This is a genomic window from Klebsiella sp. 141153 (genome assembly GCF_032601995.1).
Taxonomy (GTDB): Bacteria; Pseudomonadota; Gammaproteobacteria; order Enterobacterales; family Enterobacteriaceae; genus Klebsiella; species Klebsiella aerogenes.
The window spans coordinates 82410-108752 of sequence record NZ_JAQIRJ010000007.1 but is presented as its reverse complement, the minus strand read 5'-3'; the positions used below and the strand labels follow the sequence as shown (position 1 = coordinate 108752).

21 protein-coding genes are annotated in these 26343 nt (G+C 58.6%); 12 read left to right on the top strand and 9 right to left on the bottom strand.

Annotated elements, in window-relative coordinates:
* The 6 genes from PGS10_RS15290 to PGS10_RS15265 all read left to right on the top strand — a co-directional run bounded on the left by PGS10_RS15290 (position 1) and on the right by PGS10_RS15265 (position 6974).
* On the top strand, positions 1 to 645 hold the full coding sequence (locus tag PGS10_RS15290; RefSeq protein WP_015368573.1) for a DUF4310 family protein: 645 nt from the start codon (positions 1 to 3) through the stop codon (positions 643 to 645).
* Positions 646 to 757: 112 nt separating this feature from the next.
* Entirely contained in the window at positions 758 to 1891 is a 1134-nt protein-coding gene (locus PGS10_RS15285) for an amidohydrolase/deacetylase family metallohydrolase (protein WP_047046238.1), read from the top strand.
* Positions 1875 to 2993, top strand: a complete 1119-nt coding sequence (locus PGS10_RS15280) for a DgaE family pyridoxal phosphate-dependent ammonia lyase (protein WP_316423210.1) — start codon at positions 1875 to 1877, stop codon at positions 2991 to 2993. The genes PGS10_RS15285 and PGS10_RS15280 overlap by 17 nt, the downstream gene beginning before the upstream one ends.
* Positions 2990 to 3730 (top strand): 2-dehydro-3-deoxy-phosphogluconate aldolase, encoded by a 741-nt coding sequence (gene dagF / locus PGS10_RS15275; RefSeq protein WP_045394691.1) that lies wholly within the window; start codon positions 2990 to 2992, stop codon positions 3728 to 3730. The genes PGS10_RS15280 and dagF overlap by 4 nt, the downstream gene beginning before the upstream one ends.
* Before the next feature lie 159 nt (positions 3731 to 3889).
* Positions 3890 to 5041: a lactonase family protein gene (locus PGS10_RS15270; protein WP_087858329.1), complete on the top strand. Its 1152-nt coding sequence runs from the start codon at positions 3890 to 3892 to the stop codon at positions 5039 to 5041.
* 22 nt (positions 5042 to 5063) lie between these two features.
* The gene (locus PGS10_RS15265; protein ID WP_047046234.1) at positions 5064 to 6974 is read left to right on the top strand and encodes a BglG family transcription antiterminator; all 1911 of its coding nucleotides are present in this window, start codon (positions 5064 to 5066) and stop codon (positions 6972 to 6974) included.
* 17 nt (positions 6975 to 6991) lie between these two features.
* On the opposite strand, the gene nrdG is transcribed toward PGS10_RS15265, so the two are convergent.
* The 3 genes from nrdG to PGS10_RS15250 all read right to left on the bottom strand — a co-directional run bounded on the left by nrdG (position 6992) and on the right by PGS10_RS15250 (position 11167).
* Positions 6992 to 7456 carry an anaerobic ribonucleoside-triphosphate reductase-activating protein gene (gene nrdG, locus PGS10_RS15260; RefSeq protein ID WP_045386772.1) on the bottom strand — a complete coding sequence of 155 codons (465 nt, stop codon included), beginning with the start codon at positions 7454 to 7456 and terminating at the stop codon, positions 6992 to 6994.
* Positions 7457 to 7928: 472 nt separating this feature from the next.
* Entirely contained in the window at positions 7929 to 10067 is a 2139-nt protein-coding gene (gene nrdD, locus PGS10_RS15255) for an anaerobic ribonucleoside-triphosphate reductase (protein ID WP_032713553.1), read from the bottom strand.
* A 356-nt stretch (positions 10068 to 10423) separates the two neighbouring features.
* Positions 10424 to 11167 (bottom strand): MurR/RpiR family transcriptional regulator, encoded by a 744-nt coding sequence (locus tag PGS10_RS15250; RefSeq protein WP_045394700.1) that lies wholly within the window; start codon positions 11165 to 11167, stop codon positions 10424 to 10426.
* Between the two features lie 261 nt (positions 11168 to 11428).
* On the opposite strand from PGS10_RS15250, the gene PGS10_RS15245 reads away from it, so the two are divergent.
* The 3 genes from PGS10_RS15245 (at position 11429) to celB (ending at position 14513) form a co-directional block, all read left to right on the top strand.
* Positions 11429 to 11737 (top strand): PTS sugar transporter subunit IIB, encoded by a 309-nt coding sequence (locus PGS10_RS15245; RefSeq protein ID WP_020079792.1) that lies wholly within the window; start codon positions 11429 to 11431, stop codon positions 11735 to 11737.
* A gap of 90 nt (positions 11738 to 11827) precedes the next feature.
* Positions 11828 to 13135, top strand: a complete 1308-nt coding sequence (locus PGS10_RS15240) for a 6-phospho-beta-glucosidase (protein ID WP_316423208.1) — start codon at positions 11828 to 11830, stop codon at positions 13133 to 13135.
* 25 nt (positions 13136 to 13160) lie between these two features.
* Positions 13161 to 14513 (top strand): PTS cellobiose transporter subunit IIC, encoded by a 1353-nt coding sequence (gene celB / locus PGS10_RS15235; RefSeq protein WP_047046222.1) that lies wholly within the window; start codon positions 13161 to 13163, stop codon positions 14511 to 14513.
* 56 nt (positions 14514 to 14569) lie between these two features.
* Here celB and treC read toward each other — a convergent pair whose 3' ends face one another.
* The 3 genes from treC to treR form a co-directional block, all read right to left on the bottom strand.
* Positions 14570 to 16225, bottom strand: coding sequence for an alpha,alpha-phosphotrehalase (gene treC / locus PGS10_RS15230; protein WP_047046220.1), 1656 nt, complete (start codon positions 16223 to 16225; stop codon positions 14570 to 14572).
* Between the two features lie 51 nt (positions 16226 to 16276).
* Positions 16277 to 17695, bottom strand: a complete 1419-nt coding sequence (gene treB / locus PGS10_RS15225; RefSeq protein WP_045378471.1) for a PTS trehalose transporter subunit IIBC — start codon at positions 17693 to 17695, stop codon at positions 16277 to 16279.
* Between the two features lie 130 nt (positions 17696 to 17825).
* The gene (treR, locus tag PGS10_RS15220; protein WP_316423207.1) at positions 17826 to 18773 is read right to left on the bottom strand and encodes a trehalose operon repressor TreR; all 948 of its coding nucleotides are present in this window, start codon (positions 18771 to 18773) and stop codon (positions 17826 to 17828) included.
* 181 nt (positions 18774 to 18954) lie between these two features.
* Between treR and mgtL the strand changes: the two genes are divergently transcribed.
* The 3 genes from mgtL to PGS10_RS15210 all read left to right on the top strand — a co-directional run bounded on the left by mgtL (position 18955) and on the right by PGS10_RS15210 (position 24415).
* Positions 18955 to 19008: a mgtA regulatory leader peptide MgtL gene (mgtL, locus tag PGS10_RS25110; RefSeq protein WP_219340445.1), complete on the top strand. Its 54-nt coding sequence runs from the start codon at positions 18955 to 18957 to the stop codon at positions 19006 to 19008.
* Positions 19009 to 19154: 146 nt separating this feature from the next.
* A complete protein-coding gene (gene mgtA / locus PGS10_RS15215) occupies positions 19155 to 21863 on the top strand; it encodes a magnesium-translocating P-type ATPase (RefSeq protein WP_047037336.1) in 2709 nt (902 codons plus the stop codon).
* 158 nt (positions 21864 to 22021) lie between these two features.
* Positions 22022 to 24415 (top strand): beta-N-acetylhexosaminidase, encoded by a 2394-nt coding sequence (locus PGS10_RS15210; RefSeq protein WP_316423206.1) that lies wholly within the window; start codon positions 22022 to 22024, stop codon positions 24413 to 24415.
* A gap of 57 nt (positions 24416 to 24472) precedes the next feature.
* On the opposite strand, the gene ridA is transcribed toward PGS10_RS15210, so the two are convergent.
* From ridA to pyrB, 3 genes are all read right to left on the bottom strand, one after another.
* Entirely contained in the window at positions 24473 to 24859 is a 387-nt protein-coding gene (gene ridA, locus PGS10_RS15205; protein WP_020079786.1) for a 2-iminobutanoate/2-iminopropanoate deaminase, read from the bottom strand.
* Positions 24860 to 24932: 73 nt separating this feature from the next.
* Positions 24933 to 25394: an aspartate carbamoyltransferase regulatory subunit gene (gene pyrI, locus PGS10_RS15200; RefSeq protein WP_015368555.1), complete on the bottom strand. Its 462-nt coding sequence runs from the start codon at positions 25392 to 25394 to the stop codon at positions 24933 to 24935.
* Between the two features lie 13 nt (positions 25395 to 25407).
* Complete coding sequence (gene pyrB, locus PGS10_RS15195) at positions 25408 to 26343, bottom strand: aspartate carbamoyltransferase (protein WP_045394707.1); 936 nt, start codon at positions 26341 to 26343, stop codon at positions 25408 to 25410.

Below are 26343 nucleotides of genomic sequence, written 5' to 3'. Positions count from 1 at the left end.
ATGGAACAGAATAAAGGTTTTTGGTATGCCGACTGGTCGTTCCCGATCTTTGTTGGCCTGCTCTCCTCCGGCGTCTTCGCCGGGACGCACATGTACTACCTGTACGGCATCGGCGCATTTAACGAAGTGGCCTTCGTGGCGATGTTGAAGGCAGGGATTGATACCGGCGCGTACGGCGCGGTGGCGGCATTCGGCGCGAGCTTCCTGTTCGCCCGCATCATCGAAGGTTCGCTGGTGGGGATTCTGGATATCGGCGGCGCCATCCAGACCGGTATCGGCCTCGGCGTGCCGGCGCTACTGCTCGGCGCGGGCTTTGTCTTCCCGGTGGCGAACTTCGCCGCGTCGCTGGCAACCGGCCTGATCCTCGGCCTGGCGGTCGGCTACATCATCATTCTGGCGCGTAAGTTCACCATCAACCAGAGCGACTCCACCTACGGCGCCGACGTGATGATGGGGGCCGGTAACGCCTCCGGCCGCTTCCTCGGTCCATTGATCATCCTCAGCGCGATGACGGCGTCTATTCCTATCGGGATTGGTTCTTTGGTTGGCGCACTGCTGTTCTACATCTGGCAGAAACCGATCACCGGCGGCGCCATCCTCGGCGCGATGATCCTCGGTTCCATCTTCCCGATTGCGATTAGCTAATCGCCCGATGGCGCTGCGCTTATCCGGCCTACAAGTCAGCGCGATTTGTAGGCCGGATAAGGCGGTACGCCGCCATCCGGCAACAGATTCACTCTTTCATCAGGAGATAGCTATGTTTGATTTACTCCTGCGCCGTGCGCGCCTCGTCGACGATACCCTGACTGATATCGCCATTCAGGACGGGAAAATCGCGGCGCTGGGCGAGATTAGCGCGCCCTCCCGTAAGACCATCGAACTGAACGGCAAGGTTTACGTCAGCGCTGGCTGGATTGACTCTCACGTTCACTGCTACCCGAATTCACCGATTTATCATGATGAGCCGGATAGCGTCGGCATCGCCACCGGCGTCACTACCGTGATCGATGCCGGCAGCACCGGCGCCGACGACGTCGATGACTTCTATCAACTGACCCGTAAAGCGGCGACGGAAGTTTATGCGTTGCTCAACATCTCCCGCGTCGGGCTGATTGCGCAGAATGAGCTGGCGAATATGGCCAATATCGACGCCGCCGCGGTGAAGCAGGCGGTGCAGCGTCATCCTGACTTTATCGTCGGCCTGAAGGCGCGGATGAGCAGCAGCGTCGTCGGCGAAAACGGCATCACGCCGCTGGCGCGCGCCAAGGCCATTCAGCAGGAAAACGGCGATCTGCCGCTGATGGTGCACATCGGCAATAACCCGCCGAACCTCGATGAAATCGCCGATCTGCTGAGCAGCGGCGACATCATTACCCACTGCTATAACGGCAAGCCGAACCGCATTCTTAATCCTGCCGGCGAGCTGCGCAGCTCCATTACTCGCGCTCTGCAGCGCGGCGTGCGCCTCGATGTCGGCCACGGTACCGCCAGTTTCAGCTTTGAAGTGGCGCGGCGGGCGATTGCGATGGGCATTCTGCCGCACACCATTAGCTCCGATATTTACTGCCGTAACCGTATCGACGGCCCAGTACGCTCGCTGGCGCTGGTGATGTCGAAATTTCTCGCCATCGGCATGACCCTGCCGCAGGTGATTGACTGCGTGACCGTCAGCGCCGCCGAGGGGCTGCGCCTGGCGCGTAAAGGGCGCCTGGAAGCGGGCTTCGATGCCGATTTAACGCTATTTAGCCTGCAGCATCAGCCCACGTTATTGGTGGATGCTGAAAAAGAGAGCCTGCAGGCTGACAACATTCTGGTGCCGCTGGCCGCGATTCGCGCGGGCAAGGGCTATCTGACCGAACAAGGGAGCGCGGAACATGCCTTCGATTTTTGAGAAATACCATTTAAAACAAGTTATTAATACTTCAGGCCGGATGACGGCGCTGGGCGTCTCCACGCCGCGCCCGGAAGTGGTTGAAGCCGCGATGGCCGGTATGAACCAGTACTTTGAAATGAAAGACCTGGTGAATAAAACCGGCGAGTACATCGCCAAACTGCTGGATGTGGAAGGGGCGACCGTTGTCTCCTGCGCGTCGGCGGGGATTGCCCAGTCGGTAGCGGCGGTGCTGGTGAAAGACAGCGACTGGCTGCTGGAGAACCTGCACGTTACCCCGATTGAAAATAACGAAATCGTGTTGCCGAAGGGCCACAACGTCAACTTTGGCGCGCCGGTAGGCACCATGGTGGCGTTGGGCGGCGGTAAGCTGGTGGAAGCGGGCTACGCCAACGAATGTTCTGCCCAACAGCTGGCGGCGGCGATCACTCCGCGCACCGCGGCGATTTTGTACATCAAATCCCACCACTGCGTGCAGAAAAGCATGCTCAACGTCGCGCAGGCCGCGGAAGTGGCGCGCCAGCATAACTTGCCGCTGATCGTCGATGCGGCGGCGGAAGAAGATTTGCAGTGCTACTACCGTATGGGCGCCGACCTGGTTATCTACAGCGGCGCGAAAGCGATTGAAGGGCCGACCAGCGGGCTGGTCATCGGCAAAACGCAGTACGTCGAGTGGGTTAAGCGCCAGTCGATGGGGATTGGCCGGGCGATGAAAGTGGGTAAAGAGGGCATTCTCGGCCTGACCTGCGCCATTGAACACTACCTGACGGCGACCAAAGAGAGCGGTCAGCAGATGGTGGACAAGATGACGCCGTTTATCGAACAGCTCAACACTCTCAACGGCGTGACCGCGCGGGTGGTGTGGGATAGCGCGGGCCGCGATATCGCCCGCGCCGAAATTAAATTTGATGAAGCGACCACTGGCGTGAATACCGGCGATCTGGTTAACGCGCTGAAGCAGGGCGAATACGCCATTTACTTCCGCGGCTATAAAGCTAACGAAGGCATTATCGAAGCCGATGTCCGCAGCGTGAACGTGCAGCAGCTGGAGATGGTCGCTCGCCGCATCGCAGAAGTTCTGAATAAGGAGAAACAAGCATGAAACTGACCCCAAATTTTTACCGTGACCGCGTGTGCCTGAACGTACTGGCGGGCAGCAAAGACAACGCCCGTGAAATTTACGACGCGGCGGAAGGTCATGTACTGGTCGGCGTGCTCTCCAAAAACTATCCGGACGTCGCCAGCGCGGTGGCCGATATGCGTGAATACGCGAAGCTGATTGATAACGCGCTCTCCGTCGGGCTGGGCGCAGGCGATCCAAACCAGTCGGCGATGGTGAGCGAGATTTCTCGCCAGGTGCAGCCGCAGCACGTCAACCAGGTCTTCACCGGCGTGGCTACCAGCCGCGCGCTGCTCGGGCAGAACGAGACTGTGGTGAATGGTCTGGTCTCGCCGACCGGTACGCCGGGAATGGTGAAGATCTCAACCGGCCCGCTGAGCAGCGGCGCGGCGGATGGGATTGTTCCGCTGGAAACCGCCATCGCGCTGTTGAAAGATATGGGCGGCAGCTCTATCAAATACTTCCCGATGGGCGGCCTGAAGCACCGCGCCGAATTTGAAGCCGTCGCCAAAGCCTGCGCTGAACACGATTTCTGGCTGGAGCCGACCGGCGGTATCGATCTGGAAAACTACAGCGAGATCCTGAAAATCGCGCTGGATGCCGGCGTGAGTAAAATCATCCCGCATATTTACAGCTCGATTATCGATAAAGCCAGCGGCAACACCCGCCCGGCCGATGTTCGCCAGTTGCTGGAGATGACCAAACAGTTAGTGAAGTAGTGCCATTGTCCCTCACCCTAACCCTCTCCCAAAGGGAGAGGGGACCATCGGGTTTTCTCTCTCCTCTGGGAGAGGGGACCATCTGGTTTTCTCCCTCTCCCTTTGGGAGAGGGCCGGGGTGAGGGGAAACTTATCCCACCGAACCATCAAGGAGTTACCATGCCAACCGCTCGTCACCTGCTTGTTGCTTCACTGTCTCTGCTTGCCGCCGGCGCCGCCGCGCAAACCCACTACGCCTGGATTGGCACCTATAATCCTAATGGCGAAGGTCTGTATCGCTTTACCGTCGATGCCAAAACCGGCGCCCTGCGCGATAAGGCGCTGGTGAGCTCGTTGCCGAACGTCGCGCAGCTGACCGTGTCGCGCGATGGCAAAACGCTGTATGCCGCCAGTGAAGTCGAAAAAGGCGTGGTGCAGGCGTGGCGAATTGACAAGAACGGCGAGCTGACGGAACTCAACCAGGTTGCCTCTGGCGGCGCCGGGCCAGTGTATCTCTCCCTGACGCCGGATGGTAAATATCTGTTGGTGGCCAACTACGTTAGCGGCAGCACCGCCGTGCTACCGGTGAAAGAAGATGGTAGCCTGGGCGAGGCGGTAGATGTGCATCAGGATGAAGGTCCGGCCGGCGCCGAACGTCCGGCGGCGGCCGTCGAGGGCAGCTTTGCCATTAGCGATCACAATGGCCCGCACGCCCATATGATCGCCGCCGATCCCAGCGGGAAGTTTGTTTACTCCACCGATCTGGGGCTGGATCGGATCTATCAGTACCGTCTGGATAGCGCCAGCGGCAAACTGACGCCAAACGATCCGCCGTTTATCGCCGCCTCGTCGCCGGGCGCCGGCCCGCGGCACTTCGTCTTTACGCCAAAGGGCGACGGCCTGTGGCTGATTAACGAAGAAGCGTCGACGCTAACCTTCTATCATCTTGATAAGCAAAGCGGCCTGCTGCGCGAAGGCAAAACCGTCTCTGCGCTGCCAAAAGAGTATAAGGGCACCAGCTTTGCCGCCGGCCTTGTGCTGAGCAACGATGGCAAACAGCTATACGTCGCCAACCGCTTGCATAACAGCATTGCCCACTTTAGCGTGCTGGCTGACGGCAGCCTGAGCCACCAGGAGGATATCTGGACGCGCGGGGATTACCCCCGTACGCTGACCCTGGATAATCAGGGGCAGTGGCTGTACGTCATGAACCAGCGTAGCGATAATATTACCCGTTTTAGCGTGGCGCCGAAGGATGGCAAATTAACCTTTGCCTCAGACTACACGCCGGTCGGTAGCCCATCGCAGATGGTGATATCCGCCCAACCCTGAGCCGTAACAACAAGGAACTGACATGCGATTTCCCAACCAACGCTTAGCGCAACTCTTCACCCTGCTGCGAAATGAAACGCTGCCGCAGGATGAACTGGCGCAGCGGCTGTCGGTTTCTACCCGTACCGTGCGCGCCGATATTACCGCGCTGAATGCGCTGCTGGCGCAGTATGGCGCGCAGTTTACGCTCAACCGCGGTAGCGGTTATCAGCTGAAGATTGACGACCGATCGCGTTTTCAGGCGCTGGAGGAGACGGCGCCGAAGACGCAGCACGTGCCGCGTACCGCCCAGGAGCGCATCCACTTTTTGCTGGTGCGTTTCCTGACCTCGGCATTCTCTATCAAGCTGGAAGATCTGGCCGATGAATGGTTCATCAGCCGCGCCACGCTGCAGAATGATATGGTCGAGGTGCGCGAGCGCTTCCAGCGCTATCAGCTTACCCTCGAAACCCGCCCGCGCCACGGCATGAAGCTGTTCGGCAGCGAGGTATCGATTCGCGCCTGCCTGACCGATCTACTGTGGGAACTGACGCTGCAGGGCGGCATTAATCCGTTGATTAGCGCCGAGGCGCTGGAAGCGGATGTCCCGGCGCAACTGGAGCCGGTGCTGCAGGAGACGCTCACGCGGCATCATATTCGCCTCACCGATGTCGGCGAGCGCTTTATCTGCCTGTACGGCGCGGTCGTGGTGCGCCGCGTTAGTGAAGGCTATCCGCTGGCCGATTTTAGCGCTGAAGATGTGGCGCAAAACGTCCGCGACGCCGCGCGCGATTTGGCGGGAGAGCTACAGCGGTTGACCGGAAAACCCTTCTCGCCCGCCGAGGAAGAGTGGCTGTGCGTGCATATCGCCGCCCGCCAGGTACAGGATGTCGATCCGGAAACCATCAGCGCCGACGATGACGAAGCGCTGGTCAATTACATTCTGCGTTACATTAACAGCCAGTATAACTACAACCTGCTGGACGACGCCCAGCTGCACGCCGATCTGCTGACCCACATTAAGACCATGATCACCCGCGTGCGCTATCAGATAATGATCCCCAATCCGCTGCTCGATAACATCAAACAGCACTATCCGATGGCATGGGATATGACCCTCGCCGCGGTATCGAGCTGGGGCAAATACACGCCTTATACCATCAGCGAAAACGAAATCGGCTTTCTGGTGCTGCATATCGGCGTCGGGCTGGAACGCCACTACAACATCGGCTACCAGCGCCAGCCGCACGTGCTGCTGGTGTGCGATACCAGCAATGCGATGGTGCGGATGATCGAAGCGATCCTGCAGCGTAAATATCCGCAACTGGAGATCGCCGCCACCATTTCCCAGCGCGAGTACGAACAGCGAGAAGCGATCGATGAGGATTTTGTTATCTCAACGGTGCGGATCGGCGAGAAAGACAAACCGGTGGTGACCATCGCGCCGTTCCCCACCGATTACCAGTTAGATCAGATTGGCAAGTTGGTGCTGGTGGATCGCACCCGTCCGTGGATGTTGAATAAGTACTTCGATGCCGCCCACTTCCGGGTGATCGATAAGCCGATAGATCAGCAAACGCTGTTCGCCGAGCTGTGTCAGCAGCTGCAGCAGGAGGGTTTTGTCGATGCGGAGTTTCATGATTCGGTGGTCGAGCGTGAAGCGATCGTCAGTACCATGCTGGGCGATGGCATTGCGCTGCCGCACGCCCTCGGTCTGTTAGCGAAAAAGACGGTGGTCTATACCGTTATTGCTCCGCAGGGCATCGCCTGGGGCGACGAAATCGCCCATATCATTTTCCTGCTCGCTATCAGCAAGAGCGAGTATGAAGAGGCGATGGCGATCTACGATATTTTCGTGACGTTCCTGCGCGAGCGGGCCATGAGCCGCCTCGCCGCGACCCGCAGCTTCGATGAGTTTAAAACGGTGGCCATGGAGTGCGTCAGCCGGTTTTGAGAGGCTGACGGAGGGGATTAACGCAAATGATGCACGACCTGGTTGCTGCTGCCGCGCCAGATAAGCGCCGGGTCTTTTAAATCCTGCACAAACTTACCGTCGACCAGCACGTTAATCAGGTTCACGACTTCCATCTGCTCAGCGTTCAGTTCATCAATCTTATAGCCGGTCCAGACCCAGATATCTTTACCGGGGCATTCGGCGCGTACGCGCTGCACCAGTTTGAGGATCTCCGCGACGTTTTGCGGATGCAGCGGATCGCCACCGGAGAGTGAAAGCCCCTGGCGTTTGATGCGGGTATCGTTGAGGTCGGCAATGATGCGGTCGGCCATCCCGGTCGTGAACGGCATGCCGGAATTCACCCGCCAGGTGCTTTTGTTGTAGCAGCCGGGGCACTCGTGGACGCAGCCGGAGACAAACAGGGTGCAGCGGGTGCCGGGGCCGTTGACGATGTCGACGGGGTAGTATTGGTGATAATTCATTTTCGCTTCTCAATTAACGTCATAGCGGCGTTGGCTGCGCTCACTCACCCCAGTCACGTACTGAATGTACGCTCCTGGAGATTCCTTCGTTTGCCGCCTTGCTCTGACGTTAATTGCTTTGCGAAAACGCAGGCGTGCGGCCATTTCCCGGCGTCGCTGCGCTCGGCCGGGCTACCAGGGGCTGATACCCTCACCCCGGCCCTCTCCCAAGGGGAGAGGGGGAAAACCAGCGCCGGGCTTGAACGGTTCCCACTCCCAAGGGGAGAGGGGGAAAACCAGCGCCGTGCTTGAACGGTTCCCTCTCCCACGGGGAGAGGGGGAAAACCAGCGCCGGGCTCAACGCCGTGCTTGAACGGTTCCCACTCCCACGGGGAGAGGGGGAAAACCAGCGCCGGGCTTAATGCCGGGTTTGAACGGTTCCCTCTCCCTTGAGGGAGAGGGTTAGGGTGAGGGTGAGAACCCTGTGCAGAACTTAACCGATCTGCCCATTGCCCAGGTGCTTCACGCGGCGCTTCACTTCTTCCTGCTTGCCGGCGTTGAACGGACGCGCGTCCGGGCTGCCGAGATAACCGCATACCCGGCGGGTCACCGATACGCGGGCGGCGTCGTGGTTGCCGCATTTCGGGCAGGTAAAGCCCTTGCTCGTGCACTCGAACTCGCCGGTATACCCGCACTCGTAGCATTCATCGATCGGCGTATTGGTGCCGTAATACGGTACGTGCTGATAGCTGTAATCCCATACGTCTTCCAGCGCCTTGAGGTTATGCTGGATATTCGGATATTCGCCGTAGCAAATGAAGCCGCCGTTGGCCAGCGGCGGATACGGCGCTTCAAAATCGATCTTGTCGTACGGGTTAACCTTCTTCTCGACGTCGAGATGGAAGCTGTTGGTGTAGTAGCCTTTTTCGGTCACGCCCGGTACCACGCCGAATTCGGCGGTATCGAGGCGGCAGAAGCGATCGCACAGGTTTTCGCTCGGCGTGCTGTACAGGCTGAAGCCGTAGCCGGTCTCTTCCTTCCACTGTTCAACGGCGTCGCGCAGACGCTGCACGATGGCGATGCCTTTTTCACGCAGCGCTTCGCTATCGTACATATGCTGATTGTTGTACAGCGCGTTGATGGTCTCGTGAATCCCGATGTAGCCCAGGGAAATGGACGCGCGGCCGTTCTTGAAAATTTCCGCGACGTCGTCGTCGGCTTTCAGACGTACGCCGCAGGCGCCTTCCATATACAGAATTGGCGCGACGCGGGCTTTCACCCCTTCCAGACGAGCTATACGGGTCATCAGCGCTTTGCGCGCCAGCAGCAGGCGCTCGTCCAGCAGCGTCCAGAAGGCGGCTTCGTCGCCTTTCGCTTCCAGCGCGATACGCGGCAGGTTCAGGCTGATAACGCCGAGGTTGTTGCGCCCATCATGTACCTGTTCGCCGTTCTCGTTTTCCCACACGCCGAGGAAACTGCGGCAGCCCATCGGCGTTTTAAACGACCCGGTAACTTTCACTACCTGATCGTAGTTGAGAATATCCGGGTACATGCGCTTGCTGGCGCACTCTAACGCCAGCTGTTTGATGTCATAGTTCGCATCGCCGAATTTATGGTTCAGGCCGTCGCGAATGGCGAAGACCAGTTTCGGGAATACCGCCGTTTTGCGGTTTTTGCCGAGACCGGCGATGCGGTTGCGCAGAATCGACTGCTGGATCAGGCGCGACTCCCAGCTGGTGCCGAGGCCAAAACCAAAGGTGACGAATGGCGTCTGGCCGTTGGCGGTATGCAGCGTGTTGACCTCATACTCCAGCGACTGGAACGCGTCGTAGCACTCTTTTTCGGTCCGCGTACGGGCATAGCCTTCGGCATCCGGGATCTGCCACTCTTCGGCAATTTTACGATGCTTTTTGAAGCTCTCGGTGACGAACGGCGCCAGCACTTCATCGATACGGTTAATGGTGGTGCCGCCGTAAATATGGCTGGCGACCTGGGCGATAATCTGCGCCGTGACCGCGGTGGCGGTAGAGATAGACTTCGGCGGCTCAATTTCGGCATTGCCCATTTTAAAGCCGTGCGTCAGCATGCCTTTCAGGTCGATCAGCATGCAGTTGAACATCGGGAAGAACGGCGAATAGTCGAGATCGTGGTAGTGGATCTCGCCGCGCTCGTGCGCCTGTACGACATCGCGCGGCAGCAGATGCTGACGGGCATAGTGTTTGGCCACGATACCGGCCAGCAGATCGCGCTGGGTCGGGATCACTTTACTGTCTTTGTTGGCGTTCTCGTTGAGCAGCGATGAGTTGGTTTGCTCGACCAGACCACGAATTTCCTGGTTCAGGCGGCCGCGCTTTTCTCGCTCGATATCGCGATCGTGGCGATATTCGATATAGGCGCGTGCCAGCTGTTTCCACGGGCCGGACATCAACTGGTTTTCCACGGCGGTCTGGATATCGTTGATATCGACCTGCGCGCGGCCCTGCATTTGCTGGCTAACGACTTCTGCGACGGTGGCGCAATAGTCTGCGTCATCGACTCCCGCTGCTTTAGCTGCACGCAGAATTGCTTCTTTAATGCGCTCTGACTTGAACGGCACTTTACAGCCATCACGTTTCATCACATGCGGTGTCATGATCACTCCATATATAGAACAGGTTATCCACAGAGGCGGAAGGTCTCCCAAAAGCGCGCCACGCTACGACTAGCGGCGTTTGCCTTCGGATCCGGCCCTTTTTATCCACATCTCATCACCGCCCAACAACGACAAGATATGGTGACATAATAGACGATTAATACAATATGTAGGGCCGGGGCGCATTTTAAGTTCTATATGTAGTGATTTGCATCAAAGATGTTTGCGATTTTATTGACCCAGAACAAGGTAAAAAGGTGAGAGTACGGATGATGGGCGCTGGCGTAAATGTAAATTTAGGCGCTTAAAATATAAGCAAAAATTGGGCCCGAACGCTAAAGGAACGGGCAAAACATTCAGGCTATCAATGTATCGTTAAGCAGATCGACCAGCAGTAGCAGGGCGTAGCGGGCATGTTGCGGGTTGGCGGGCAGCGGAAGCACGGCGCTGGCCATATCGGCCAGCGCATGCTGTTCCGGGGTCAGTGCGATAATCGTCACTCCCTGCGTACGCGCCTGCAGCGTCGCGCTCTGTAATACCGTACTGGCTTCGGCGGTGGCCAGCACCAGCAGTAGATGATCGTCGTTGAGGGTACTGGCGGTCATTCGCATCAGCGCCGCTTCCTGACAGAGATTAATCGCGATGCCGGATGGCAGCAGCTGGTGCTGCAGCAGCGCCGCCAGCGCCACGTCCTGCGCGCCGAGGGCGAAGCAATGCACCGCGCGGGCGCTCAGCAGGCGCGATTTGCACTTTTCCACCGCCGCTTCGGCGGTGTGCCCGAGCTGGCGGGTTAGCGTATCGCCGAGGCTGCTAAGTTTGTCGCGCCAGGCGACGGGCAGGGCGGCGCTATCCGGCGTGAGCCAGCTGGCGCGCCGTTCACTGGCCTGCGCCAGCTGTTTACGTAAATCACGAATATCATCACAGCCCACTGAACGGGCGAAGCGGGTGATGGTGGCCGGGCTGACCCCCGCGCTGGCGGCCAGCTCATCAATGGAGGCGCTGGCGGTAAAGCTAAGATTTTCCAGAATAAAGGCGGCGACGCGCGACTCCTGAGCGCTAAAGCGGATCAATCCTTCCTGTAGCTGACCTACGATATCCATCCTGATGTTCCCTTTGGCAGTACCCGGAATTGAAAATATTTTTCACTTAGTGAATAGCCGTTTTTATAGCATCTGCGCAGGCGATTTCCTATATCTGGCGTCGATGTTTGGCAATGACATGAGGAAATAATGCGCAAAAATTGAGCCTCGATCACATCGGTGAAAATTATTTTCATATAGCCTTCACTATCACACAATATTAACAATATAGTCGCACAGGTCGTGAAGGCTGAAGCGATAAACACGCAAAGGGGAAGCGCAATGCCACGAATCGTACTCTGTTGTGCCGCAGGCATGTCGACCAGCATGCTGGTAAATAAAATGAAAGCGGAAGCCCAGCAGCGCGCGCTGGCGCTGGAAATCTACGCGGTGGCGGTGGCGGAATTTGAACGTGAACTGCCGAACGCCGATGTCATCCTCCTCGGACCGCAGGTCAAATACGAAGCCGGACGGCTAACCGCGCTGGCGGCGCCGCAGGGCAAAGCGGTAGCGGTGATCGATATGGCCGACTACGGCATGATGCGCGGCGCCGCGGTGCTGGATAAAGCGCTGGCCCTGCTCGAACGCTAATTTACTAATCCCGTTTTTTATCACCCTCACGTGCGGTCCTGGCGATCGCGCGCGGCGATCTGCATGCCGAAAATGCGAATAGAGGTCACTATGCAAGCACTGAAAATCGCCGTTATCGGCGGCGGCAGCAGCTACACGCCGGAGCTTATTGAAGGGATTATCGTTCGTTATGAGCAGCTTCCGGTCACCGAGCTGGCGCTGGTGGATGTCGAATCCGGCAGGGAAAAAGTTGAGATCATTGCCGCGCTGACCCGGCGGATGTTGAAACATAAAGGGCTGGAGCAGGTGGCGGTCAGCGTCCACTTTACGCTCGATGAGGCGATCCGCGGCGCCAGCTTTGTGTTGACGCAGCTACGCGTCGGGCAACTGGCGGCGCGCGCCGCGGATGAACGGCTGGGTCTCAAATATCATCTATTGGGCCAGGAGACCACCGGCGTCGGCGGTTTCGCCAAGGCGCTGCGGACGATCCCGGTGATCCTCGATGTTGCGCGCAAAGTGGAACAGCTGGCGCCGGAAGCGTTCATTCTTAACTTTACCAATCCGGCGGGGATCGTCACCGAGGCGGTCAGCCGCTATAGCAAGGCGAAGATCATCGGCCTGTGCAACGTACCGATCAACATGCAGCACATGATCGTCGGCATGTTGGGCGCGCAGGAGTCCGAAGTGAAACTGCGCTTTGCCGGGCTCAACCATATGGTCTGGGTGCATAAGGTGCTACAGGGGCGCGAGGATGTCACCGGCAAAGTGATCGATATGCTGTGCGACGGTAAGGCGCTGTCGATGAATAACATTCAAGAACTGCCGTGGCCGGCGGAATTCCTCCGCGCGCTGAAGGCGATTCCGTGCCCTTATCATCGCTATTTCTGGCTGACGCCGGCGATGCTGGCGGAAGAGATTGACGCAGCGAAAACCAAAGGCACCCGCGCCGAGCAGGTGATGAATGTCGAGCAGGAGCTGTTTGCGCTGTACGCCGACCCGCAGCTGGAAGAAAAACCAGAGCAGCTGAGCTTTCGCGGCGGCGCTTACTACTCGGAAGTGGCCGTTGAGCTTATCAACGCGATTCACAACAACCTGGGCGCGGAGATGGTGGTAAACACCCGCAACAACGGCGCGATTCACGGCCTGGATGATGATGCGGTGGTGGAAACCAACAGCATTATCGATGCGCAAGGGGCGCGGCCGCTGGCGTTCGGCCCGCTGCCGCCGGCGATGAACGGCCTGACGCAGCAGGTGAAAGCCTTTGAACGGCTGACGATTGAAGCCGCGGTACACGGCTGCCGCGAGAGCGCGCTGCTGGCGCTGGTGGCTAACCCGTTGGTCGGTAACGTCACCGATGCCCAGGCGCTGCTGGATGAAGTGTTAACGATAAACCGTCAATGGCTGACGCAATTTAACTGACCGCTATTTCCCTCGGGAGCACACCATGTCGAATACAAGCTGGATTGAACGTTACGTCATGCCGGCGGCGCTGAAAATCGCCGGGCAAAAGCACGTCCTGTCGGTACGCGATGGCATCATTCTGAATATGCCGTTTATGCTGATTGGCTCGTTTTTCCTGATTTTCGCCTACCTGCCGATCCCCGGCTATGCCGACATGATGAGCGGCCTGTTTGGCGAGGTCTGGCGCGATAAAATGCTGTACCCGGTGAAAGCGACCTACGACATCATGGCGCTGATTTCCAGCTTCGGCATCGCCTATCGGCTGGCTGAGAAGTACCGCACAATCGACCCGCTGAGCGCCGGGGCGATGTCGCTGGTGGCCTTTGTGATGACTATCCCGCAAAACACCCTGTTTACCCCGGTACACGGCGCGGCGGAGGTGATTAAAGGGGTGATCCCGGTGAGCATGGTCGGCAGCCAGGGGCTGTTTGTCGCTATTGTCATTTCGCTGCTGTCGACGGAGATTTATCGTTTGGTCGCCAGTCGCAATCTCGTTATCAGCATGCCGGACGGCGTGCCGCCGGCAGTGGCGAAATCATTCCTCGCGCTGATCCCTGGTTTTTGCGTACTGGCGGTGGTGCTGGCGCTGCGCCTGGCGGTTGAGGCCTCGCCGTTCGGCGACATCAACAGCATGATCGCCACCCTGATCGGTATTCCGATGCATCACGTCGGCGGTACGCTGCCGGGGATGATTATTTCGGTGATTGTGATCGGTATTTTGTGGACGCTGGGCCTGCACGGCGACGCGATTGTGCTGGTATTTATCCAGCCGGTGTGGCTGTCGAATATGTCAGAGAACCTGACGGCCTTTCAGAACGGCCAGCCGATCCCGCATATTATTACCCAGCAATTTTACGACCTGTGGATTGCGCCCGGCGGCACCGGCGCGCTGCTGGGGCTGGTGATTTTTATGTTGCTGCGCAGCCGTAGTCAGCAGATGAAACAGCTGGGGAAAATTGCCGCGCCGGGAGCATTGTTTAACATCAGCGAGCCGATGGTGTTCGGCATCCCGCTGGTGATGAACCCGTACTTCTTCCTGCCGTTTATTTTAACGCCGGTGCTGCTGGTGATCGTGTCCTATACCGCAATGGCGACCGGGCTGGTGGCGCCGCCGGCCGGAATCGCGCTGCCGTTCACCACGCCGATCTTCATCAGCGGCTATCTGGCGACCGGCGGCCATATTTCCGGCACCATACTGCAGGTCGTGAATTTAACTATTTCGCTGGTGGTTTACTATCCGTTCTTCCGCGCCTGGGATCGGCTGAAGGCCAAAGAGGAGCATGCCTCAGCGCAGCCGCAGGAGAGCGTTATCCTTCCTGACGCTGACCGCGCGTAATCTCCAGCCCCACGAACCGGTAGCCCCGGTGAGCGTAGCGCCACCGGGGAAAAGCTTTACGCCTGCACCCACCATACCGCTTCGAACGGCCGCAGCGTCATTGCCGCCGGACGGTTGGCCGTTTCCGCATAGTTGCCAATCAGCGCCCGCCAGTCGCCGGACATCTCCGGCGGCTGCCACGGCTGGAACTCACGGCTCAGATTGGCGGCCACCACCAGCGTCTGCCCCTGCCACTGGCGGCGATAACACCACAGCGACAGATGGTCCGGCAGCAGATCCTGATAATCCCCCCAGGTCAGCACCGGCGTGGTTTTTCGCAGCGCGATCAGCTGCTGATAGGTGTAAAACACCGATTCCGGATCCGCCAGCGCCGCCTCGACGTTAATCTCGCGATAGTTATCACCCAACGCGATCCAGGGTTCTCCATCGCTGAAGCCACCGTTCTCGCCGTCGTGCCACGGCATCGGTGTGCGGCTATTGTCGCGCGATTTGCTGGCCAGAATCGCCAGCAGTTCATCCGGGCTTTGCCCCTGCGCCGCGCGCTCGATAAACATATTATGGCTTTCCACGTCGCGATAATCGCTAATGTTGCTGAAATGCGGGTTGGTCATGCCAATCTCTTCGCCCTGATAGATATAGGGCGTGCCCTGCATGCCGTGCAGTACCATCGCCAGCATCTTCGCCGCCGGCACCCGGTACTCACCCTCGTCGCCGAAGCGCGACACGATGCGCGGCTGATCGTGGTTACACCAGAACAGCGCATTCCACGCCCGGTTATGCATCCCTTGCTGCCAGTGGCGGAATAGCGCTTTCAGCGCCACGTAGTCCGGACGGGCGAGGGTCCATTTTTCGCCGCCGGGATAATCGACTTTTAAGTGATGAAAATTAAACGTCATCGACAGTTCGCGTCCGTCCAGCGCGGCGTATTGCTGGCAGTGTTCAAGCGAAGTGGAAGACATTTCACCGACGGTCATCAGGCCACGAGGAGTAAAGACATCGCGGCTCATTTCCCGCAGGAACTCGTGAACCCGCGGGCCATCGGTGTAGAAGCGACGTCCATCGCCAACGGTATCGGACGGGAAGTTCTGATCCTTGGAGATAAGATTGATGACATCAAGGCGCAGGCCATCAACGCCGCGATCGGCCCAGAATTCGCAGACTTTTTTCAGCTCGGCGCGTACCGCCGGGTTTTCCCAGTTAAGATCCGCCTGCTCGGTGGCGAAAAGATGCAAATAATACTGTTCGCTTTCCGCATGCCACTGCCAGGCGTTACCGCCGAATTTCGAACGCCAGTTATTCGGTAATGTTCCCGGCTCGCCGTCGCGCCAGATATAGAACTGGCGATACGGGCTCGCCTTATTTAACGACTGGCGGAACCATTCGTGTTCCGTCGAGGTATGGTTAAACACCATATCCAGCACGATGCGGATACCGCGCGCTTTCGCTCCGGCGACCAGTTGGTCGAAATCTTCCAGCGTGCCGTATGAGGGATCGATAGCGGTATAGTTCGCCACGTCATAGCCGTTATCCACCTGCGGCGAGACGTAGAACGGCGTCAGCCAGATAGCGTCGACGCCGAGCTTTTGCAGGTAGTCGAGACGGGCGGTGACGCCGCGTAAATCGCCGGTACCGCTGCCGGTGGTGTCCTGAAAACTCTTCGGGTAGATTTGATAAATAACGCCGTTTTGCCACCAGCGGGGAAGGGTATTCATATTACGTTCCTGCGAATATAGGGGGCGCAAGCGGCGCCCCGAAAGAAGACGTTAGATAATCTGCAAGGTGCCCTGACGGTACTTGCGTTGATAAACCACGGTGGTGAGGATAATCGGCACTACCACGGCGATGGCCATCGCCGTGGCGTAGACCTGCCAGTAGCTTGGCTGAATCGACAGGATGCCCGGCAGGCCGCCGACGCCGATGCCGTTTGCCAGCACGCCGTTCAGGCCGCAGAGCAGGCCCGCAAGGCCGGATCCGACCATCGCGCACAGCATCGGGAAGCGGTACTTCAGGTTGATGCCGTACATCGCCGGTTCGGTGACCCCGAGATAGGCGGAGATCGCCGCGGGTACCGAGATTTCGCGTTCATTCTGTTTACGGCTGGCAATAATAATGCCGACCACCGCCGACGCCTGAGCAATATTCGACAGCGCAATCAGCGGCCATACCGGCGTGCCGCCCATGCTTTGAATCATCTGCATATCGATAGCGAGGGTGGTCTGATGTACGCCGGTTATCACCAGCGGCGCATACAGGAAGCCGAACAGCGCGGCGCCGATCGGCGCGAAGCTGCCGGTTAACAAGTGGCGTACCGCGAAGGCCACGCCGTCGCCAATCAGACGACCAAACGGGCCGATAAAAGCGTGAGCGAGGAACACCGCCAGAATCAACGAGCACACCGGCACCACCACCAGATAGAGGTAGTCAGGCACGATACGCTTGAGGCGCGTTTCGATAAAGCCCAGCGCCAGCCCCGCCAGCAGAGCCGGGATCACCTGCGCCTGATAGCCGACTTTCGCAATGGTAAACAGGCCGAAGTTCCACACTTCCGGCACCTGCTGGCCGAGCAGGTAAGCGTTCATCAACTGCGGAGAGACCAGCGTGACGCCAAGCACGATCCCGAGGATCGGCGTGCCGCCCATTTTCTTCACCGCTGACCAGCAGATCCCCACCGGCAGATAGAAGAAGATAGCCTCGCCAATCAGCCACAAGAAGTCATAAATCGTTTTCAACGACGGGTGCATTTGCGCCAGCGTCTGGCCGTTGCTCATCGGCAGATCGCCGATGACGTTACGGAAACCGAGGATAAGACCGCCGCTGATCAGCGCCGGCAGGAGCGGGAAAAAGATCTCGGCAAAGTGCGAGATCAACCGTTCGTGCCACTTCATGTTTTGCCGCGCGGCCTGTTTGGCCTGCTCTTTGTCGGCGGACGCCTGGCCGGTGGTGGCCAGCAGCGCCTTATAGTAATCGCCGACTTCGGTGCCGATGACCACCTGGAACTGCCCGGCGTTAGTGAAGCATCCCTTCACCATGCGCAACTGCTCAATATCTTTCGGTTTGGCGATGGCCGGATCGTTCAGCACAAAGCGCAAACGGGTAATACAGTGGCTGACGGTGGCAATGTTGCCGCGCCCGCCCACCAGTTCGATCAGTTTATCGATGTCCTGCTGGTTTACTTTGCTCATGATGAAGCCTCAAAAACAGAGGGGAGAGATGCCGTTTTTACCTTGCATGCATCCTAACCGTTCCGTTGGGAATGCAAAATGGGAACGTTCCCGAAACTCGGCGAAGATCACATAAATCGCCCGAACGAGATTAATTCAGGGCAGCGGGAATGACGATTTGGCGGGGTTCGGCGTGGCCGGCGATCTGGTCGATCAGCTGCTGCGCCGCCTGGCGTCCGGCTTCGGCGTAGCCGGGATCGACGGTGAGGATCTCCGGATGCAGAAACTTCATCAGCGGCGTGCTGCCGACGCTGGCGAGTTGTAGCGTGTCGATACGCTGTTCCTGTAGATATTTACTGGCGCCGAGAGCGAGAGTATCGGTGGCGCAGACCAGCGCGCGGGTCTCGGGCGTCAGTACGCTGGCGACGCTTTCATAACCCTGCTTCATCGCCAGCCCCGGCAGGGCAGCGGTTGGCGTGAGCTTCTTTTGCGCGCAGAAATCGAGATACGCCTGATGACGGCGTTCCCCGGTGGTGACGTCGCTGTGCGGCGCGCCGAGGAAGCTTATATGCCGGTGTCCGCGCTCATAGAGACGCTGCATCAGTAACTCGATCGCGCCATGATCGTCATAGCACACCGAAGCGAAGCCGGGGGCATCGCGCGCCAGCAGCACCAGCGTTTCGCGCCACGGCGCAAGCATCTCCTCGCTAATACCGGTAAAGCCGAACAGCACCACGCCGTCGATATTGCGCCGGGCGAGCATGCCCAGATGTTCTTCCACCAGCGCCGGAGAAAACTGGCTCTCCATCATGATCGGATCGTAGCCCTGCTGATAAAAGGCGGGCAGCATGGTCTGCACCGCTAAATTTTCCGACAGCGAATCCAGACGCGTGACGATAATCGCCACCACCTTATCGCTCTGACCGCGCATGGCGCGGGCGGAGCGGGAAGGGGAGAAACCGTGCTGCTGCATCACCGCTTCCACCCGTTCACGGGTGCGCTCGCTGACGCCGCTTTCGTTATTCAGCACGCGCGACACCGTCGATTTTCCGACGCCGCTTAAGCGGGCGATATCTTTGATTGTTAGCCGGTTTTGCATACGAGGTTCTCGCCATCGTCCGATTTGAGTGAGTCTAATGCTACTCAACGAATCCTCAATGAGCAAAGACTGGTTGATGTCTGGTTTAGTTGCCGGGCGGTATGATAGCCATAATAGCCACAAATAGTTTCCTGGTCGCGGTATACTCCGCGCCGTCTTGAGTCACTTACCGGAGAATTTTATGGACCCCGATCCCACTCCTCATCCTCGATGGAGCAACCTTTCTTTCCGGTAAGCCTGTTTAGCACTGCTTTACCGGAAAGCGTAAAGCAGTGACGTCCACGATGTCCCTGCCCTATAAAAATAATGCCTGACAGGTAAGGCTTTGCCGCGCCTGTTGGCAACGCTGCGTTCGCTCGCGCGAGCGCGGAGGGACTGTTTATGCTGAAAAATTTTACCCGGCAGCTGTTCGCGCAGCTTAGCCGCCATTTACCACATCGTTTGATCCAGCGCGATCCGCTGCCCGACGCCCGCAATCTGGCCAGCGCGCCGATCCCGGATTCACTCGGCAAGCGCTGCCTGGACGTGGCGGCCATGGATGAGCAGGAGATCTGGCGCGCGTTCGATAGCCACCCTGAAGGGCTGAACGACGCCGAAGTGGCGGCGAAAATCGCTCTGCACGGCGATAACCAAATCCCGGCGCAGAAGCCGTCGCCGTGGTGGGTTCATCTGTGGACCTGCTATCGCAACCCGTTCAACCTGCTGTTGACGGTGCTCGGCATTGTCTCCTATTCCACTGAAGATCTATTCGCCGCGGGCGTTATCGCGCTGATGGTCGGCATCTCGACGCTGCTTAACTTCATCCAGGAAGCGCGCTCGACCAAAGCGGCGGATGCGCTGAAGGCGATGGTCAGCAATACCGCCACGGTGCTGCGGGTCATCAACGAACAGGGCGAGAGCCGCTGGCTCGAACTGCCCATCGACCAACTGGTGCCGGGCGATATCGTCAGGCTGTCGGCGGGAGATATGATCCCGGCTGACCTGCGCATCATTGTGGCGCGCGACCTGTTTGTCGCGCAGGCCTCGCTGACCGGCGAATCGCTGCCGGTTGAAAAAGTCGCGCGCACCCGCGATCCGCTACAAACCAATCCGCTGGAATGCGACACCCTGTGCTTTATGGGTACCAACGTGGTGAGCGGCTCGGCGCAGGCTATCGTCTACGCCACCGGCGGCAACACCTGGTTCGGCCAGCTTGCCGGGCGCGTCAGCGAGCAGGAAAGCGAGCCGAACGCCTTCCAGAAAGGCATCAGCCGGGTCAGCATGCTGCTGATCCGCTTTATGCTGGTGATGGCGCCGGTGGTGCTGTTGATCAACGGCTACACCAAAGGCGACTGGTGGGAAGCGGCGCTGTTCGCGCTGTCGGTGGCGGTCGGCCTGACGCCGGAGATGCTGCCGATGATCGTCACCTCGACGCTGGCGCGCGGGGCGGTGAAACTGTCAAAACAAAAGGTGATCGTCAAACACCTCGACGCCATTCAAAACTTTGGCGCGATGGATATCCTCTGCACCGATAAAACCGGCACCCTGACCCAGGATAAAATCGTGCTGGAGAACCATACCGATGTTTCCGGTAAATCCAGCGAGAGAGTCCTGCACACCGCCTGGCTCAATAGCCATTACCAGACCGGGCTGAAAAACCTGCTCGACACCGCGGTGCTGGAAGGCGTGGAGCTGGATGCCGCTCGCGGTCTCGCGGAGCGCTGGCAGAAGGTGGATGAGATCCCGTTTGATTTCGAACGCCGCCGCATGTCGGTGGTGGTAAAAGAGCAGGACGACGCGCATCAGCTGATCTGTAAAGGGGCGCTGCAGGAGATCCTCAACGTCTCGACTCAGGTACGCTACAACGGTGAAATCGTACCGTTGGACGACACCATGCTGCGCCGTATCCGCCGGGTGACCGATACCCTGAACCGTCAGGGGCTGCGGGTGGTGGCGGTGGCGACCAAATACCTGCCGGCGCGGGAAGGCGACTATCAGCGTGCGGATGAATCCGACCTGATCCTCGAAGGCTACATCGCCTTCCTCGATCCGCCGAAAGAGACCACCGCCCCGGCGCTGAAAGCGCTGAAGGCCAGCGGCATTACGGTAAAAATCCTCACCGGCGACAGCGAACTGGTGGCGGCGAAAGTGTGTCATGAAGTGGGGCTGGATGCGGGCGAAGTGGTGATTGGCAGCCAGATTGAAGCTATGAGCGACGACGAACTGGCGGCGCTGGCGAAACGCACCACGCTGTTCGCGCGCCTGGCGCCGCTGCATAAAGAGCGCATCGTGACGCTACTGAAACGAGAAGGTCACGTGGTGGGCTTTATGGGTGACGGTATTAACGACGCCCCGGCGCTACGCGCGGCGGATATTGGCATTTCCGTTGACGGGGCGGTGGATATCGCCCGCGAGGCGGCGGATATCATTCTGCTGGAAAAAAGCCTGATGGTACTGGAGGAGGGGGTTATCGAAGGCCGCCGCACCTTCGCCAACATGCTCAAGTACATCAAAATGACCGCCAGCTCCAACTTCGGCAACGTCTTCAGCGTGCTGGTGGCCAGCGCCTTCCTGCCGTTCCTGCCGATGTTGCCGCTGCACCTGTTGATTCAGAACCTGCTGTATGATGTCTCCCAGGTGGCGATTCCGTTTGATAACGTCGATGATGAGCAGATCCGTAAACCGCAGCGCTGGAACCCGGCCGATCTCGGGCGTTTTATGGTCTTCTTCGGGCCGATCAGCTCGATTTTCGATATCCTCACCTTTGGCCTGATGTGGTGGGTGTTCCACGCCAACAGCGTCGAGATGCAGACCCTGTTCCAGTCCGGCTGGTTTATTGAAGGGCTGCTGTCGCAGACGCTAATTGTGCATATGATTCGTACCCGCCGCATTCCGTTCGTCCAGAGCCGCGCCGCGTGGCCGCTGTTCGCGATGACGCTGCTGGTGATGGCGGTGGGGATCGCGCTGCCGTTCTCGCCGCTGGCGGGCTACCTGCAGCTGCAGGCGCTGCCGCTCAGCTATTTCCCATGGCTGGTGGCGATTCTGGCGGGTTACATGGTGTTGACCCAGACCGTTAAAGGCTTCTACAGCCGCCGCTACGGCTGGCAGTAGCGGTTTCGCCCCTTTGCCGTTCGGCAGAGGGGCTTACCGGTATTTCTCTTAAATCTCATCAAGTTGTGAAGCCCGTCATCGCCATGTATTGACGCAATTTTGTGCGCATGTTAACCCAATGTTTTGCTTTTTTTGGCCCGTCATAAAAAGGAACATTGATGATTAACACCGTGCGTTACAGTCTGCTGACCAGCGGAATATTACTGAGCAGCATGGCGCTTGCCGCTCCGGCAGGCGATCTGCCGCTGATGCCGTGGCCCGCCCATGTGGAGCGCCCGCAGGCGCAGGGGGCGTTGGCGCTAAATAGTCAGCTGACGATCAACGTCAGCGGCGACGATCTGGGTGAGGCGGCCAACCGCTGGCGTGAACGTGTTGCGCGGCAAACCGGCTGGACCCTACAGCCGCAGACGGCGCCGGCAAAAAGCCCAACTATTAAGGTGATCGTCAGTAAGAAAGTGCCTTTCTTGCCGCAGCCTGATAGCGACGAAAGCTATCAGCTAACCGTTAACGCCGAAGGCGCGACCCTGAAAGCCAATACGCGTTTTGGCGCGCTGCGCGGCATGGAAACGCTGCTACAGCTGGTACAAAACGGCCCTGACGGCACCACCATTCCTTATGTCGCCATTGACGATGCGCCGCGCTTCCCGTGGCGTGGACTGCTGCTGGATTCCGCCCGCCACTTTATGCCGCTGTCGGCGATCAAGCGGCAGATTGATGGTATGGCGGCGGCGAAGCTTAACGTACTGCACTGGCATCTGACCGACGATCAGGGCTGGCGCTTCGCCTCCAGCCGCTATCCGAAGCTGCAGCAGCAGGCCAGCGACGGCCTGTTTTATACCCAGGCGCAGATGAAAGACATTGTGCGCTATGCGGCTGAACGCGGTATTCGCGTGGTGCCGGAAATCGATATGCCGGGCCACGCCTCGGCGATCGCCGTGGCTTATCCGGAACTGATGAGCGCGCCGGGGCCTTACGCGATGGAGCGCCACTGGGGCGTGCTGAAACCGGTACTCGACCCAACAAAAGAGGCCACCTACGCGTTTGCCGAGGCGATGGTCAGCGAACTGGCGGCTATCTTCCCCGATCCGTATCTGCATATCGGCGGTGATGAAGTCGATGACAGCCAGTGGCGCGCCAATCCGGTCATTCAGAAATTCCTCAAAGAGAAGGGGCTGGCGGACAGCCACGCGCTACAGGCGTACTTCAACCGGCGCCTGGAGAAGCTGCTCGAGAAACATCACCGGCAGATGGTCGGCTGGGATGAGATCTACCACCCTGATTTACCGAAGAGCATTCTGATCCAGTCCTGGCAGGGGCAGGACGCATTAGGCGACGTCGCCAAACACGGCTATCGCGGTATTCTCTCCACCGGTTTTTACCTCGACCAGCCGCAGTACACCGCCTATCACTATCGTAATGAAATTATCCCGCAGGGGCTTAACGGCGTGGATACGATTACCGATAGCGACAGCGCCCAGAGCTGGCAGTTTTCGATGCCGCGGCTGAAGGGCAGCGCGGTTGAGGGCAGCTTTACGCTGGTAAAAGGCGATAGCGGCTGGCGGGGATTTATTGATTTTAAAGGTAAATCACGGCGTGCCGTGCAGGAGATTGAATGGCTCGGCGACAATCAGGTCACGTTCCGCGTCGATACCTGGATGGGCGAAACCCGCCCGGTGCTGACCATTAACGATGACAAGCTCGCAGGTTACTTCCTGCTTGGCAACACCCGTTATCCCATTGACGGCAAGCGGCTGGATGCCGTGCCGCAGGGCATTCAGCCGACGCTGCCCGACGCGCAGCAACAGAAGAATCTGCTGGGCGGTGAGGCGGCGCTGTGGGCGGAGAACGTCGCCGCGCCGGTCATCGATATCAAGCTGTGGCCGCGCGCTTTTGCAGTAGCGGAGCGTCTGTGGTCGGCCGAGGACGTCAAAGACAGCGACAATATGTATCAGCGCCTGCAGGCGATGGACAGCTGGTCAACGGTCTCCGTCGGCCTGCAGCAGCACACTCAGCAGTTGGAGCAGTTCACCCGGCTGGCGAACAGCAGCCATACGCTGGCGTTGCAGATCCTCGCCGAGGCGCTGGAGCCGGCGCATTACTACACCCGTCAGCATCTCAAGTTCCAGGCGAACAATTACCATCAATTTGAACCGCTTAACCGGCTGGCCGATGCGTTACCGGCGGAGAGCGACACCGTACGCAGCCTGAACCAGTGGGCGGAGCGGCTGATCAGCGATGCCGAAGACACCGAGAGCGCCGATGCGCTGCGCCACGTCTTTACCCGCTGGCAGAACAACAGCGGCGATGCGCTGGCGCTGACCGACAATAACTATCAGCTGGCGGCGATTAAACCGGTGGTGCAGCAGGTTGATAAGCTGGCGAGCCTCGGGCTGCGCTTGACCGATCTGGTTGCGCGGCAGGGAACGCTGGACGATAAAGAGTACGCCTCAATCCAGGCGCAACTGGATACGGCGGCGAAAACCCAGGATGAGCTGGTGATTGCGGCGGTCTATCCGCTGGAGAAACTGCTGCGGGCAACGAAGATAAAATAGGGCATTTCCCTCACCCCGCGGATGGCGCAAGCGCCTGGGGTGAGGGCAGAGAAGCGATTAGCGACGGATCGCGATAGCTTCAATCTCAATCTTCACGTCTTTCGGCAGACGCGCGACTTCTACGCAGGAACGCGCCGGGAAAGTGGCGTTATGCTCGGTGAAGAACGCTTCATACGCGGCATTCACGGTGGCGAAATCATTCAGATCTTTCACGAAAACGGTGGTTTTCACGATATCGCCCACTTTCAGGCCAGCGGCTTCAACGATAGCTTTTACGTTGTCCAGGGACTGACGCGCCTGCGCGGCGACATCTTCCGGCACGCTGCCGGTTTTCGGGTCTACTGGGATCTGGCCGGAAGTGATGATCATGCTACCCAGATCAACACCTTGTACATATGGGCCGATAGCTGCTGGTGCCTTTTCCGTCGCAATAGTTTTGCTCATAATATCTCCAGATGAACTGCAGTAATTAGGTCGTAGCCATTATAGGGAGGGCCGGTATTAATACCAACCGCAATTAGTTGGCCAGCACCACATAATGGGAAAACTCTTTTTCACAGTATTTGCATTTGAGTGCAATGTCATCGGCGCGTTTTTTCACTGCGAAACTCGACGAAACCGGCTCAGCGTGACTGATGCAGTTGCTGTTCGGGCAGACCAGCACGCTGTTGATGCGCTCCGGCAGGCTCGGGCGGGATTTGCCCACTACTTCGTAATCATCGATACGGTTAACCGTTGCGTCCGGCGCATACAGCGCCAGCTGATTGACCTGCTCATCGGTCAGAAAGGTGTTCTCGATTTTAATCAAATCTTTACGGCCCATCTCACCGGATGGCAGGTTCAGGCCGATGGTGATGCGCTGGTCGGTTTCGGTCAGCTTGAACAAGGTCAACAGTTTGAAGCCGACCTGGGCCGGGATATGGTCGATCACGGTGCCGCGCTTAATGGCTTCTACCTGCAGTTTATTGTCGTGTGTCATCTCTCATTCCCCCTTACTGTGCCAGCTCGCTATTCAATACCAGTGCCAGTAACGCCTGGCGGGCGAAGATGCCGTTGCCGGCCTGCTGGAAGTACCAGGCGTGCGGCGTTTTATCGACATCGGTGGTGATTTCATCAACGCGCGGCAGCGGGTGCAGCACTTTCATGTTGGCGCGCGCGCCTTCGAGATCCGCGGCGCGCAGTATGAACTGCGCCTTCACGTTGGCGTATTCCGATGGGTCAAGGCGCTCTTTCTGCACGCGCGTCATATACAGAATATCGACCTCTGCCATCACTTCGTCGATGGCGCTATGCAGGCTCCAGGCGATGCCTTTTTCATCCAGCATATCGAGAATATATTGCGGCATCGCCAGCGCGTCCGGGGCGATGAAGTAAAAGCGGTTGCCGTTGAATTTGGCCAGCGCCTGGGTCAGCGAGTGTACGGTACGGCCATATTTCAGGTCGCCGACCATCGCGACATTAAGATTCTCAAGGCGGCCCTGAGTTTCCTGAATGGTGAACAGGTCGAGCAGGGTTTGTGTCGGATGCTGATTGGCGCCGTCGCCGGCGTTGAGAATCGGCACGCCGCCGGAGAATTCGGTTGCCAGACGCGCGGCGCCTTCTTGCGGATGGCGCATCACGATAGCATCGACGTAGGTGCTGATAACCGAAATGGTGTCGGCCAGGGTTTCGCCTTTCTTACCGAGCGAGGTGTTGCTGCTGTCGGAGAAGCCGACCACGCTGGCGCCTAGGCGGTGCATGGAGGTTTCAAAAGAGAGACGAGTACGAGTGGAGGCTTCAAAGAAACAGCTGGCGATAACCTTATGCTTCAGCAGCTCGGGTTGCGGATTGGCTTTCAGCTTTGCGGCCGTCGCCAGCACCAGTTCGAGGTCTTCGCGGCTGAGATCGTTTATGGAAATGATATGTTTTTGATATAGCGGGTTAGCCAT

Bases quoted from the DNA above. Each gene is read 5' to 3' on its own strand.
- PGS10_RS15290 (WP_015368573.1), top strand. From the start codon at position 1: ATGGAACAGAATAAAGGTTTTTGGTATGCCGACTGGTCGTTCCCGATC.
- PGS10_RS15285 (WP_047046238.1), top strand. From the start codon at position 758: ATGTTTGATTTACTCCTGCGCCGTGCGCGCCTCGTCGACGATACCCTG.
- PGS10_RS15280 (WP_316423210.1), top strand. From the start codon at position 1,875: ATGCCTTCGATTTTTGAGAAATACCATTTAAAACAAGTTATTAATACT.
- dagF (WP_045394691.1), top strand. From the start codon at position 2,990: ATGAAACTGACCCCAAATTTTTACCGTGACCGCGTGTGCCTGAACGTA.
- PGS10_RS15270 (WP_087858329.1), top strand. From the start codon at position 3,890: ATGCCAACCGCTCGTCACCTGCTTGTTGCTTCACTGTCTCTGCTTGCC.
- PGS10_RS15265 (WP_047046234.1), top strand. From the start codon at position 5,064: ATGCGATTTCCCAACCAACGCTTAGCGCAACTCTTCACCCTGCTGCGA.
- nrdG (WP_045386772.1), bottom strand. From the start codon at position 7,456: ATGAATTATCACCAATACTACCCCGTCGACATCGTCAACGGCCCCGGC.
- nrdD (WP_032713553.1), bottom strand. From the start codon at position 10,067: ATGACACCGCATGTGATGAAACGTGATGGCTGTAAAGTGCCGTTCAAG.
- PGS10_RS15250 (WP_045394700.1), bottom strand. From the start codon at position 11,167: ATGGATATCGTAGGTCAGCTACAGGAAGGATTGATCCGCTTTAGCGCT.
- PGS10_RS15245 (WP_020079792.1), top strand. From the start codon at position 11,429: ATGCCACGAATCGTACTCTGTTGTGCCGCAGGCATGTCGACCAGCATG.
- PGS10_RS15240 (WP_316423208.1), top strand. From the start codon at position 11,828: ATGCAAGCACTGAAAATCGCCGTTATCGGCGGCGGCAGCAGCTACACG.
- celB (WP_047046222.1), top strand. From the start codon at position 13,161: ATGTCGAATACAAGCTGGATTGAACGTTACGTCATGCCGGCGGCGCTG.
- treC (WP_047046220.1), bottom strand. From the start codon at position 16,225: ATGAATACCCTTCCCCGCTGGTGGCAAAACGGCGTTATTTATCAAATC.
- treB (WP_045378471.1), bottom strand. From the start codon at position 17,695: ATGAGCAAAGTAAACCAGCAGGACATCGATAAACTGATCGAACTGGTG.
- treR (WP_316423207.1), bottom strand. From the start codon at position 18,773: ATGCAAAACCGGCTAACAATCAAAGATATCGCCCGCTTAAGCGGCGTC.
- mgtA (WP_047037336.1), top strand. From the start codon at position 19,155: ATGCTGAAAAATTTTACCCGGCAGCTGTTCGCGCAGCTTAGCCGCCAT.
- PGS10_RS15210 (WP_316423206.1), top strand. From the start codon at position 22,022: ATGATTAACACCGTGCGTTACAGTCTGCTGACCAGCGGAATATTACTG.
- ridA (WP_020079786.1), bottom strand. From the start codon at position 24,859: ATGAGCAAAACTATTGCGACGGAAAAGGCACCAGCAGCTATCGGCCCA.
- pyrI (WP_015368555.1), bottom strand. From the start codon at position 25,394: ATGACACACGACAATAAACTGCAGGTAGAAGCCATTAAGCGCGGCACC.
- pyrB (WP_045394707.1), bottom strand. From the start codon at position 26,343: ATGGCTAACCCGCTATATCAAAAACATATCATTTCCATAAACGATCTC.